The organism is Vicinamibacterales bacterium (assembly GCA_035699745.1).
Lineage (GTDB): Bacteria > Acidobacteriota > Vicinamibacteria > Vicinamibacterales > 2-12-FULL-66-21 > JAICSD01.
Map to the genome: position 1 here is coordinate 67,193 of DASSPH010000077.1, position 11,560 is coordinate 78,752.

At 71.1% G+C, this 11,560-nt stretch carries 10 protein-coding genes and 1 pseudogene; 9 read left to right on the forward strand and 2 right to left on the reverse strand.

What is annotated here, in order from left to right; translation table 11 throughout:
• Position 1 precedes the first annotated feature (1 nt).
• The 7 genes and pseudogenes from holB to rfbD all read left to right on the forward strand — a co-directional run bounded on the left by holB (position 2) and on the right by rfbD (position 5,689).
• On the forward strand, positions 2 to 1,039 hold the full coding sequence (holB, locus tag VFK57_19100; protein ID HET7697829.1) for a DNA polymerase III subunit delta': 1,038 nt from the start codon (positions 2 to 4) through the stop codon (positions 1,037 to 1,039).
• Positions 1,039 to 1,680: pseudogene (gene ricT / locus VFK57_19105) on the forward strand (regulatory iron-sulfur-containing complex subunit RicT). The gene holB and the pseudogene ricT overlap by 1 nt, the downstream one beginning before the upstream one ends.
• Before the next feature lie 115 nt (positions 1,681 to 1,795).
• Positions 1,796 to 2,674 (forward strand): 4-hydroxythreonine-4-phosphate dehydrogenase PdxA, encoded by an 879-nt coding sequence (gene pdxA / locus VFK57_19110; GenBank protein HET7697830.1) that lies wholly within the window; start codon positions 1,796 to 1,798, stop codon positions 2,672 to 2,674.
• A 5-nt stretch (positions 2,675 to 2,679) separates the two neighbouring features.
• Entirely contained in the window at positions 2,680 to 3,153 is a 474-nt protein-coding gene (smpB, locus tag VFK57_19115; GenBank protein ID HET7697831.1) for an SsrA-binding protein SmpB, read from the forward strand.
• Positions 3,154 to 3,167: 14 nt separating this feature from the next.
• Entirely contained in the window at positions 3,168 to 3,707 is a 540-nt protein-coding gene (locus VFK57_19120) for a hypothetical protein (GenBank protein ID HET7697832.1), read from the forward strand.
• A 15-nt stretch (positions 3,708 to 3,722) separates the two neighbouring features.
• Entirely contained in the window at positions 3,723 to 4,841 is a 1,119-nt protein-coding gene (locus tag VFK57_19125) for a DegT/DnrJ/EryC1/StrS family aminotransferase (protein ID HET7697833.1), read from the forward strand.
• On the forward strand, positions 4,826 to 5,689 hold the full coding sequence (gene rfbD / locus VFK57_19130) for a dTDP-4-dehydrorhamnose reductase (GenBank protein HET7697834.1): 864 nt from the start codon (positions 4,826 to 4,828) through the stop codon (positions 5,687 to 5,689). The genes VFK57_19125 and rfbD overlap by 16 nt, the downstream gene beginning before the upstream one ends.
• Here rfbD and VFK57_19135 read toward each other — a convergent pair.
• Positions 5,686 to 6,798, reverse strand: a complete 1,113-nt coding sequence (locus tag VFK57_19135; GenBank protein ID HET7697835.1) for an NAD(P)/FAD-dependent oxidoreductase — start codon at positions 6,796 to 6,798, stop codon at positions 5,686 to 5,688. The two genes, rfbD and VFK57_19135, sit on opposite strands and share 4 nt — an antisense overlap.
• A gap of 99 nt (positions 6,799 to 6,897) precedes the next feature.
• Between VFK57_19135 and VFK57_19140 the strand changes: the two genes are divergently transcribed.
• Positions 6,898 to 8,751 (forward strand): class I SAM-dependent methyltransferase, encoded by a 1,854-nt coding sequence (locus tag VFK57_19140; GenBank protein ID HET7697836.1) that lies wholly within the window; start codon positions 6,898 to 6,900, stop codon positions 8,749 to 8,751.
• A gap of 1 nt (position 8,752) precedes the next feature.
• Positions 8,753 to 10,747 carry an asparagine synthase (glutamine-hydrolyzing) gene (asnB, locus tag VFK57_19145; protein ID HET7697837.1) on the forward strand — a complete coding sequence of 665 codons (1,995 nt, stop codon included), beginning with the start codon at positions 8,753 to 8,755 and terminating at the stop codon, positions 10,745 to 10,747.
• A 5-nt stretch (positions 10,748 to 10,752) separates the two neighbouring features.
• Here asnB and VFK57_19150 read toward each other — a convergent pair whose 3' ends face one another.
• Positions 10,753 to 11,556 carry a class I SAM-dependent methyltransferase gene (locus VFK57_19150; GenBank protein HET7697838.1) on the reverse strand — a complete coding sequence of 268 codons (804 nt, stop codon included), beginning with the start codon at positions 11,554 to 11,556 and terminating at the stop codon, positions 10,753 to 10,755.
• Positions 11,557 to 11,560: the final 4 nt, after the last annotated feature.

Here is an 11,560-nt window from a genome sequence, read left to right on the forward strand (position 1 = left end):
GATGCCCTTCCGCGCCATCGCCGGCCACCGGCCGCTGCTGGAGCTGCTGTCGCGCGCCATTTCGCGCGGCACGCTGCCGCCCAGCCTGCTGTTCGCCGGTCCCCAGGGCGTCGGCAAGCGCCTGACCGCGATCGCGGTCGCACAGGCGCTGAACTGCGAGCGCCCGGTTCCCTTCGACGAAGACATGGCTGCCGCCCGCGGCGCCTCGGCGCGCGCGGCGGGAAACGACGGCTGTGGCGAGTGCCCCGCCTGCCTCCGCATCGCGCGCGGCGTGCACGCCGACGTGCTGGTCGTCGAGCCCGGCGACACCGGCGCGATCAAGATCGAGCAGATCCGCGAGGTCGTCGACCGCGCTGGCTACCGGCCGTTCGAGGGGCGCCGCCGCGTGGTGGTGATCGACGGCGCGGACGCGCTCGGTCTGCCGGCGCAGGACGCGATTCTCAAGACGCTCGAAGAGCCGCCCCCCGCGTCGGTGTTCGTGTTGATCACCGATCGTCCCGACGTGCTGCTGCCGACGGTGCGCTCGCGCTGCCAGCGCGTGCGGTTCGGCCCGCTGACCCCGTCTGAAGTCGCCGCCTTGCTGATCGCGCAGCACGGCATGGCCGCGGCGGAAGCGCATGCCGCGGCCGCGGCGTCGGGCGGAAGCATCGGCCGCGCCATCGCGGATGCCGAAGACGGCGCGATGAACGCGCGCGACATCGCGGCGCGCCTGCTGCAGGGCGTCGCGGCGACGAACGACCCGCGCCGGCGCCTCGACGGCGCCCGGCTGCTGACCGGCGGCGGATCCGATCGCGACGAGCTGTCGCGCCGCCTGCTCGCGCTGTCGTCGCTCATCCGGGATCTCGGGCTGCTCGGCGCGCGGGCCGACGATCGCACGCTGGCGAATGCCGATCTCAAGCCGCAGCTCCAGTCGCTGCTCAGGGCCTACGACGGCGATCGGGCGCTCCGCGCCTACTCCGCGGTCGATCGCGCGCTGGACGCGCTCGGCCGCAATGCCAGTCCGAAGATCGTCGCCGACTGGCTGGCCCTGAATCTCTGATGGCTTCGCCGTACGTCAGCGTCAAGTTCACGCCCGCGGGACGCAGCGTCTCGTTCCTGCTCCCCGACTTGAAGATCGACGGCCTCACGCCGGGCGATCAAGTCGTGGTCGATGGGGCGGAAGGGCAGGCGCTCGGCACGGTGACGCGCACGCCGCCGCAGATGGCGCCGCGCCGCCAGCCTGCCGCCGGTTCGCCGAACATCGTCGTCCGGCGGGCGACGCGCGACGACGTGGTGCAGCGGCTCAAACAGCAGCAGCGCGAGCAGGACGGGATGCGGGTCGCGCAGCTGAAGATCCGCGAGCGCGGGCTGCCGATGAAGCTGACCAGGGTCGAACATCTGTTCGACGGATCCCGACTCGTCTTCTACTACACCGCCGAGACGCGCGTCGACTTCCGCGAGCTGGTTCGCGACCTGGCGTCGCATTTCCGCATGCGCATCGAGATGCGGCAGATCGGCGTCCGCGACGAGGCGAAGATGCTGGGCGGCTATGGATCCTGCGGCCGCCCGCTGTGCTGCACGACCTGGCTGGCGACGTTCGAGCCGGTCTCGATCAAGATGGCGAAGCAGCAGCAGTTGAGTCTGAGCCCGTCGAAGCTGTCGGGGCAGTGCGGGCGGCTGAAGTGCTGCCTCCGCTACGAACTGCCCAACGGCGAGGGGGTGAAGCACGCCGGGTGCGCCGATCACGGCAGCTGCTCGAACCCCACCGGCTGCGGCGGCTGCGGCGCCGAAGGGGGCTGCGGATCCTGCGGTCATCATGACTAAGCCCCGCGTGGGCATCACCGTCGGCGATCCGGCCGGGATCGGTCCCGAGATCGCGCTCAAGGCGGCCGCCGACCCCGCGGTGCTGGACGTCTGCGAACCGTGTCTGTACGGCCCGCATCACGAGACCGAACTGCGCGCCTTCGTCCCCGGGCAGCTGTCGGCCGAGGCGGGACGGACGGCCTGCGAGGCGATCGCGCGCGCGGTCGAGGACGTGCGGCTGGGCCGCATCGACGCGATTGCCACCGCGCCGATCAACAAGGAAGCGTTCGCGCTGGCGGAGATTCCGTTCAAGGGGCACACCGACCTGCTCGCGATGCTGACCAAGGGCGGACCGGCGGTGATGATGTTCCACTCCGAGCCGCTCCGCGTCGTCCTCGCGACGGTCCACGTGCCGCTCCGCGACGTGCCGGCGCTGCTCACGCCGGAGCTCCTCGATTCGATCATCGACGTCGCCGCGCGCGAGATGCCGCGCTTCGGATACCCGGCGCCGCGGCTGGCGCTCGCCGGGCTGAATCCGCATGCCGGGGAACACGGCGTGATCGGCGGGGAAGACGATGCGGTGCTGCGCCCGGCGGTGGCGCGCGGCCGCGACCGCGGCATCGAGATCTCGGGTCCGTGGCCGGGCGACACGGTTTTCGGACGCGCTGCCCGCGGCGAATTCGATGCGGTGATCGCGTGTTACCACGATCAGGGGCTAATTCCCGTCAAGCTGCTCGCCTTCGGCCGCGCCGTGAACGTCACCCTCGGCCTGCCGATCGTGCGCACGTCCGTGGATCACGGCACCGCGTTCGACATCGCCGGCAAGGGGATCGCCGATCCATCGAGCCTGGTGGAAGCGGTCAGGCTCGCTGCTAGACTTGTGCGCACCTAGTCCCCATGGCCAAGACCGCGCGCGAGGACGCGCAGAAGATCATCGCCGACAACCGCAAGGCGCACCACGACTACCACCTGCTGGAAACGTTCGAGGCGGGGGTTGCGCTGCTCGGGACGGAAGTGAAGGCGATCCGCGAAGGGGGCGCCAACCTGCGCGACAGCTACGCGCGGATCGAGGACGGCGAGGTGTGGCTCTACAACGTCCACATCCGCGCCTACAGCAGCCGCGGCTACAGCGATCACGAGCCGACCCGCCGCCGCAAGCTGCTGCTCCACCGCCAGGAGATCCGCAAGTTGATCGGCAAGACCGTCGAACGGGGCATGACGCTGGTGCCGACGGCGATGTACCTGAAGAACGGCCGCATCAAGGTGTCGGTGAGCCTCGCCAAGGGCAAGAAGGCGCACGACAAGCGAGAGACGATCAAGAAGCGCGAGACCGACCGCGAGACGCGCGCGGCGGTGAAGGAAAGACGGTAAACTAGCGGGCTTATATGAAGAACAGCCGTGCGGTCCTGACCGCGGTCGTCATTCTGATTGTCGCCGTCGCCGGGTGGTTCGTGTTCCGCCGCGGCGGCGCGGAGCGGATCGATCTGCTGACCCAGTACGACCAGGCGAAGAAGGACGGCGGTCCGTACTCGATCGCCGAGGTCACGCTGGCGGGGGAAACGAAGCGCGCCGTCGTCGCACCGCCGAACAGCCGCATCAGCTTTCACGTGCGCGTGCCCGACGATGGATGGCTGCGGGTCGCGCTGGGGATGAAGCCGGAGGCATGGGAGAAGGAAGGCAACGGCGTCTACTTCTTCGCCGGCGTCTCCGACGGCCGCGCCTTCGAGCTCCTCTTCGAGCAGACCGTCAACCCCTTCGCGAACGCCTCCGAGCGCCGCTGGATTCCCGTCATGGTCGACCTCTCCGCCTACGCCGGCGAAGAGATGGACATCGTGCTGAACACGCGCGCCAGCGGCAAGGGGGTGGCGCCGGACGACCGCAACGATCTGCCGGTGTGGGGCGAGCCGGAGCTGGTCCGGCGCTGAGCCCGCCCGCCGCTGATGCCTGTTCCGCTGCTCGACCTGCAGGGTCAGTACCGCCCCCTGCGGGAAGAGATCCTTGCCGCCATCGCGCGCGTCTGCGACAGCCAGCGGTTCATCGGCGGCCCTGAAGTCGAGTCGCTGGAAGGCGAGATCGCGGCGATGCTCGGCGTGCCCCACGCGGTCGGCCTGTCGTCCGGCACCGATGCGCTGCTCGTCGCGCTGATGGCGCTGGGGATCGGGCGCGGCGACGAAGTCATCGTCCCGACGTTCTCGTTCTTCGCGACCGCCGGCTGCGTCTCGCGTACGGGCGCGGCGCCGGTGCTCGTCGACATCGATCCGGCCACGTTCAACATCGATCCTGCCGCGGCGGCCGCGGCGGTGACGCCGCGCACCCGCGCGATCATCCCGGTCCACCTCTACGGCCAGTGCGCCGACATGGATCCGCTGACCGCGGCGGCACGCGCGCAGGGCATCGCCGTGATCGAAGACGCCGCGCAGGCGATCGGCGCGAGCTACAAGGGGCGCCAGGCCGGCTCGATCGGCAACGTGGGCTGCTTCTCGTTCTTTCCGAGCAAGAATCTCGGCGCCTTCGGCGACGCCGGTCTGCTGACGACGGCCGACAGCGCGCTGGCGCACGAAGTCCGCCTGCTGCGGAACCACGGCGCGGAACCGAAGTACTTTCACAAGCGCATCGGCGGCAATTTCCGCCTCGACGCGCTGCAGGCTGCAGTGCTGCGGGTGAAGCTCCCGCACCTCGCGCGATGGACGGCGATGCGCCAGGCGAACGCCGATCGCTACGACCTGCTGTTCGCCGGCAGCGCCGCCGCGAATCTCGTCACGGTGCCTCGCCGGGCGCCGGACCGCACGCACATCTTCAATCAGTACGTGATCCGCGTGCCGAACCGAGACGCGGTCCGCGCCCGGCTCGATGCCGCCGGCATCGGCACCGAAGTCTACTATCCCGTCCCGTTCCATCTCCAGGAGTGCTTCGCGCCGCTCGGCTACCGGGCCGGGGATTTTCCGCATGCCGAGCGTGCGGCGGCGGAGACGCTCGCCCTCCCGATCTACGGCGAGCTGACCGAGACCGAGCAGCGTGAAGTCGTGAACGCCGTCGCGGCCGCATGCGCGTCCTCGTAACCGGCGCCGCCGGCCTGCTCGGCTCGGCGGTGACCGACGTCTTCCGCGCCGCGGGGGACGACGTCCACGCCGCCGTGCACGGAACCCTCGACATCGTCGACGCCGGCGCGGTCGAACGGGTGGTGCTCGACGTCGGTCCCGATGTCGTCGTCAACTGCGCCGCCTACAACGACGTCGACGCCGCGGAGAGCGATGCCGTGGCCGCCCTTCAGGTGAACGCGTTCGGCGTGCGGGCGCTCGCGGCGGCGGCGCGCCGCGCGGAAGCGGTCCTGGTGCACTACAGCAGCGACTTCGTGTTCGACGGCGACGCGGGCCGCCCGTACACCGAAGACGACGCGCCCAATCCGCAGAGCGTGTACGCCTCGTCGAAGCTGCTCGGCGAATGGTTCGCGGCGGACAACCCGCGCTCCTACGTCCTGCGCGTCGAGAGCCTGTTCGGCGGTCCCGGCATGCGCGCGGGATCGCGGCGGGGGAGCCTCGGGACGATCGTCATGCGCATCCGCGCCGGTGAAGTGACGCCGGTATTCGTGGATCGGACCGTTTCACCGAGCTACACGCCTGACGTCGCCGCCGCGACGCGGATGCTGGTGGCGCGCGGCGCGCCATGGGGTACGTATCACTGCGTCAACGCGGGCGCCGCGAGCTGGCGAGAGATCGCGGAGGAGGCCGCACGCCGCCTCGGCCTCGAGCTGACCGTTCGCGAGCTGACGCTGGCGAGCATGTCCTCGCCGGCGCGGCGGCCGCGCTACTGCGCGTTGTCGCCGGCGCGGCTCACATCGCTCGGCATCGTCATGCCCTCCTGGCAGGACGCGCTGCAGCGGTTTCTCGACAACGATCTGCCCGCCTAGGCGAGCGCGTCCCTCACCAGGCCGGCGACCATCGCGCCGACCGCCAGGCAGGCGGTCAGGCCCGGGGATTCGATCCCGGCGGCCTGCACCAGCGCCGGCTGCAGGCGATCGCGGCGGATCATGAAGTCGGCGAACGGCTCCTCGGGGCGCTGCAGCTTCGGGCGGATGCCGCTGCCGCCGTAGCCGAGGTCCTCGAGCCCGAGCTCGGGCAGCAGCGTCCGCGCCGGTTCGAGGAACGCTTCGAGCGGCAGCCGGTTCGACTCGTAGTCGTCCTTCGACTGCTGGTAGCGCGCGGTCGGGCCGAGCAGCACCGTGCCGCCGAACGTGCGCGTCAGGTGAACGCCGAGGCTGTGCCCCGACGCGTCGGGAAACGGATAGACGAGGCCGCTGACCCACGACGACCGGGACGGGCGCAGCTGCGCGTACTCGCCGCGGCACGGATGGATCGTGAAGCGCTCGCCGCCGAGCGCCGCCGACACGTCGTCCGCGTACAGGCCCGCCGCGTTGACGACCACCCGCGCCGAGATGGTCTCGCGGGTCAGCCGCACGTCGAAGCCGTGCGGCCGGGGCTCGCCGCCGATCAGCGCGGCGTCGCGGAGCAGGATGCCGTCGGCCGCCTCGATGTCGCGGGTCAGCGCCTGGATCAACACTTCCGGCTCGAGGCGGCCTGAGTTGGGCGACCACAGCGCCGGCCGCGCTGCGACGTGGGGTTCGCGGGCGCGGACGAACGCGGCGTCGACGACCTCGAGTCCTTCGACGCCGTTGGCGGTGCCGCGCGCGCGCAGCGCCTCGAGGCCGGCATGGTCGCCGTGCGCCGGGGCGATGATCAGCTTCCCGCAGCGTTCGTGCGGCACCCCGCGCCGCGCGCAGTAGGCGTAGAGACGGTCCGCCCCCTCGACGCACAGCGTCCCCTTCAGCGAGCCGGCCGGGTAGTAGATCCCGGCGTGGATCACGCCGCTGTTGTGGGTGCTCGTTTCCATGCCGGGGCGGCGATGCCGCTCGGCCACGCAGACGGTGTGGCCGTCGGCGGCGACCGCCGCCGCGGTGGCGAGGCCGGTGACGCCGCCGCCGACCACGAGAACGTCGATCAGCTCATGAGTAGTGGTCATCGGTCGCTATTGACGATCCGCGTAGCTTACCGTACGCTCAACGCAGGCCGCGAGGCGGCGCTCGCGGCGAATCCTCGTGCATCCCAACCTTCAGGTCGAGTGATCGATTTTCCAGAGCTTTGCACGCTGGACGCGGCACGGCTGCAGGCGCTCGGCGAGGCGTCCCCCGCGCTCGCCGCCGAAGTCGCGAGGCACGCACACGACGGCGTGTGGCTGGCCGGAGCCGACGCCGGTCTCGCGCGCGCCCGGCTCGATGCCCGGCGCGGCCTCGCCCGCGCCCGCGCGCGCATCCTGGACATCCGGCAGCGGCTCGGACCGGGAGCGCGGGTCGTCTGGGTGCTGCCCAATCCGCATGCGTGGGGGCTCGACCCCGACGAGGCGCGTGCGGTCGCCGAGGAACACCTCGCCGTCGATTCGGCATCGGCGGCTGGTGAAGGCGACAGCGCTTTTACCGTCATCGCCGGCATCGTCCGTCGCGACGTCGTCGGGCTGCTGCTGTCGATCCGCGATCTCGGCCGGACGACGATGGGGCGCATGGTCGGGCACGCCCGCCGCATCCGGCGCGCGGGGCTTCCGATTGCCGCGGTGCTGATTGCCGATCCGGGGGACCGGGTCGCGGCCTGGTCGCCGCTGCTGGCCCGCGGACGATCGGCCGTGCATCGCGTGTTCGGCGACGCAGTGTTCGGCACGTGGATTCGCGCCGCTGACGCGAGCCCCGGGTTCGAGAGGAGCGCCCGGCTGACGGCGGCGCTGGGCGGATCCGCGCTGCCGCTGATCGCCTGCGACAATCCGTTCGCGGCGCCCGAGTGGGAGACGCTGATCGACGGCCGGGTGGCGGCGGATCTCTCGTGGCCAGCGGTTCCGCATCCGCCGGAGCCCGTGGGATCGGTCGCGCGAACGGGCGCGTGGCTGACGGCCGGCGCGTACCGGCCGCTCGAATTCGACTCGCGCGTGCCGGGCGCCGCGTCGCACGCCGGTGTGCTGCGCGTCGTGCGCACGCCGATCGCGCGCGGCTTCGATGCGACGTGGTCGCGGTGGCGAGGGCCGCGAGCCGATCTCGATCGGCTGCTCGACTATCTCCGCTTCGAGTCGTTCCTGCGCCGCCTCGACGATACCGGGCTGGCGCAGCGGTACCATGAGTTCAAGGTGTTCGCGCACGCCGGCGGCGGACCGGCCGTCCGCACGACGCTGCTCGAGCTGGACGAGCAGGTCTCGGAGGCGCAGTGCGCGCTTCTGATCGAGGAATGCGTCGCGGCGCAGACGGCGTCGGCCGGCACGCTCGCCGTCGCGGGCGGAGAGGCGTTTCTGACCGCGGCGCGGGCGGAAGCGGACGCGCGGGTGCAGCGGTTCGGCGCGGACGCGCTGGCCAGGCAGCGAAAGGCTCACGCCTACCTGGAGACGATTCCGGCGGACGCGCCGCTGCGAGCCGACGTCGTCGCGCTGATTGGGGCGATGCCCGGGCACCTCGGGCGGGCGCTGGAGATCGGCGCGGGAACGGGCCGGCTGGCGCGGGAGCTGGCGCCGCGCGCCGCGCAGTACGTATGCGTCGATCTTCAGCCGGAGACGATGCCGCGGGGCGGGGGGGCGGTCAGCGTCGTGTCGGACCTGCACAACCTGCCGGCTGCCGACGGGCAGTTCGACACGCTGATCGCCAACAACGTGCTGGAGCATGCGGCCGATCCGGTGGCGGCGCTGCGCGAGGTCCGGCGCGTCCTGTCGCCCGAAGGGCGGCTGTATGCGCTGGTGCCCCTCGACGCGCTCAGTTCCGAGTACGATCTTCCAGCGCACTTGTGGAAGGCTGACATGATTGGGATCGAGCGGGCCGCGTCGGCCGCGGGCCTGCGCATCGATCGCGCGGAAGCGTTGAACCTCTACGGGCTGGGCGTCGCCGGCTCGTTTCCCTCGTGCTACGGCTGGGTGTGCCTGCTGGTGGCCGGACGGAGCAAAGACTGACGTGTGCGGCATTCTCGGCGCGTTTCATCCGGCGCAGGACGCGACTCCCGATGACACGATCGCGCTGATGCGCGATCGCATGGCGCATCGCGGTCCGGATGGGACCGGGCTGTGGAGGTCGGCCAACCGACAGTGCGTGCTCGGCCATCGGCGGCTGTCGATCATCGACCTGTCCGACCTGGCGCTGCAGCCGATGGTCAACGACGCCGGCACGGTGGCGGTCGTGTTCAACGGCGAGATCTACAACCACGCCGAGATCCGGACCCGGCTGGAGGCGACCGGCCGGTACCGCTGGCGGACGGACCATTCCGACACCGAGGTGCTGCTGCACGCGTTCGAGGAATGGGGACTCGCGTGCGTCGATCGGTTTTACGGGATGTTCGCCGTCGGCATCTACGATGCGCGCCGTCCCGAGCGGCCGGTGCTGCACCTGATCCGGGATCGCATCGGGATCAAGCCGCTCTACATCACGCGGACGCCGCGCGGCGAATGGCTGTTCGCGTCCGAGATCCGCGCGCTGACCGCGCATCCCGAGATCTCCGTGGCGATGGAGCCCGCCGCGTTCTGGCACTACCTGACGTTCATCGTCACGCCGGCGCCGCTGACGCTGTTCAAGGGCATCTTCAAACTGCCGGCCGGCCACACCATCACCATCGACGCGAGCGGCGCCCGCGCCGCGCAGTGGTGGGACTGCAAGCCGGATCGATCGCGGACGCTGAGCGAGCGCGATCTCAGCGCCGACGAGGCCGGCGACGAGCTGCTGCGGCTGATGCGGCAGTCGATCGCCCGCCGCATGGTGTCGGACGTGCCCTTCGGCGTGCTCCTCTCCGGCGGGGTCGATTCGTCGTTGAACGTGGCGCTGATGCACGAGCTGATGGACCGGCCGATCCGCACGTTCACGATCGGCTACGAAGGGCAGGAGAGCTACAACGAGTTCCAGCACGCCCGCCGGATCAGCGAGCGCTACGGCACCGATCATCACGAGACGCGGATCGATCGCGGCCGCATGCAGGAGTTCCTGCCGCTGCTCATCCGTCTGCAGGACGAACCGATCGCCGACAACGTCTGCATCCCGCTGTATTTCCTCGCCGAGCTGGTGCGGCGCAGCGGCACCACGGTGGTGCAGGTGGGCGAAGGGGCGGACGAGAACTTCCTCGGCTACTGGTGGTGCGAGCACTACCGGCAGAAGTACGAGGAAATCTATAATCCTCTGCGATCGGCGGGCGCGGTGCAGCGCGCCGTGCGGCGGCTGCGCCGCCCGCGGACGGCGGTGGCCGGCGAGGATCGCGACATCGCGGCGCGCGCCGAAGCCGGCGAAGAGCTGTTCTGGGGCGGCGCCGCCTGCTGGTGGGGCGAGCTGCGCGACAAGCTCACGCCCGATCGCCGGCCGTTCGACGTGCCGATCGCGTGCCCGATCGACGGACTGCTCCCGCGCGGGTTCGATCGGCCGGACAGCCACAACGTCGTCGAGCACTACCTCGGCCCGCTCACCGGGCGGCTGGTCGAGCCCGAGGTGCTGCAGAAGATCACCTACATGGAGCTGAAGCTGCGGCTGCCCGAGCATCTGCTCATGCGGGTGGACAAGCTGACGATGGCGCATTCGATCGAGGCGCGCGTGCCGTTTCTCGATCATGACGTCGTCGAGTTCGCCGCCCGGCTGCCGCTCTCGTACAAGCTGCGCGACGGCGTCGGCAAGTGGCTGCTGAAACGCGTCGCCGAACCCTACATCGACGCCGATCTCGTGCACCGGCGCAAGCAGGGATTCGGCGCGCCGATGGAGGAGTGGTTCCGCGACCCCGAGTTCGGCGGGCGGTGCCTGGCGGCGTTCGAGCGGTCGGCGCTCAGGCGCGAGGGCTATTTCGACGACGACTTCGTCCGCGGCATGCTGCGCCGGCAGATTGAATCGGGCGGAGGCTACAGCTTTCAGCTGTGGACGCTGATGAACGCCATCCTGTGGCACGAGTCCTGGGTGATGGGCCGGGCGGACTGCTTCTGAACGTGCTACTTCCGCGCCTCGATCAGCAGGTTGAAGCCGCGCCGCGCGCCGCCGCGGCGGATCCACCGTCTCGGCCAGATGCGCCGCGCCGCGGCGAGCACCGGGCCGCGATGGCGCTGGCCGGCGGCTCCCTCGAGCAGATCGGTGAAGGCGAGCTGCGGGCGCACGGCGGCGTGGGCGAACGGCGCGAACAGGCGCTCGGCCTCGGCGCGCGTGAACGCCTGCGTGCCCGGACTCTCGAGCCGCTCGCCGACGACGGCCCGACGCGAGCGCCACGGCCGGCCGGCGGCGACCGCGTAGCGCAGCCACAGCATGTCGACCGTCCAGGAGTTCCGGTGATAGAGCATCACGCGGGCGCGGCCGCCGGGAACGAGCACGCGATGCACCTCGCGGATCGCGCCGGCGACGTCGGCGGTGTGATGCAGCACGCCCCACGAGAACACCAGATCGAAGGACGCGTCCGGAAAGGGCAGCCGTTCGGCGTCCGCCTGGAGGAGCCGCGGCGCGTGTCCCTCGAGCACCAGCCGGTTGCGCGTGTGCGCCAGGGCGCGGGTGGTCAGATCGAGGCCGACCAGGCGGCGCGGGTGCTGTTCCGCGAACTGCAGATGATCGGCGCCCATGCCGACGCCGATCTCGAGGACGGCGGCGCCGCGCGCCTCGGTGAACCGCGCGAAGGGCGCGAGGTACGGCTCCAGCTCGTAGCGCGTGCGGGCCTGCGCGGCGAGCTGCTCGCGCACCGAGCCGCCGCGGGCGTAGACCTCGCCGCACGACTCGTGGTTCCAGAAATCGTGCACCGCGCGCGTCGCCATTCAG

What these genes read in the sequence shown, in the direction of transcription:
- holB (HET7697829.1), top strand. Translation starts at nt 2, where the DNA reads ATGCCCTTCCGCGCCATCGCCGGCCACCGGCCGCTGCTGGAGCTGCTG.
- pdxA (HET7697830.1), top strand. Translation starts at nt 1,796, where the DNA reads ATGACTAAGCCCCGCGTGGGCATCACCGTCGGCGATCCGGCCGGGATC.
- smpB (HET7697831.1), top strand. Translation starts at nt 2,680, where the DNA reads ATGGCCAAGACCGCGCGCGAGGACGCGCAGAAGATCATCGCCGACAAC.
- VFK57_19120 (HET7697832.1), top strand. Translation starts at nt 3,168, where the DNA reads ATGAAGAACAGCCGTGCGGTCCTGACCGCGGTCGTCATTCTGATTGTC.
- VFK57_19125 (HET7697833.1), top strand. Translation starts at nt 3,723, where the DNA reads ATGCCTGTTCCGCTGCTCGACCTGCAGGGTCAGTACCGCCCCCTGCGG.
- rfbD (HET7697834.1), top strand. Translation starts at nt 4,826, where the DNA reads ATGCGCGTCCTCGTAACCGGCGCCGCCGGCCTGCTCGGCTCGGCGGTG.
- VFK57_19135 (HET7697835.1), bottom strand. Translation starts at nt 6,798, where the DNA reads ATGACCACTACTCATGAGCTGATCGACGTTCTCGTGGTCGGCGGCGGC.
- VFK57_19150 (HET7697838.1), bottom strand. Translation starts at nt 11,556, where the DNA reads ATGGCGACGCGCGCGGTGCACGATTTCTGGAACCACGAGTCGTGCGGC.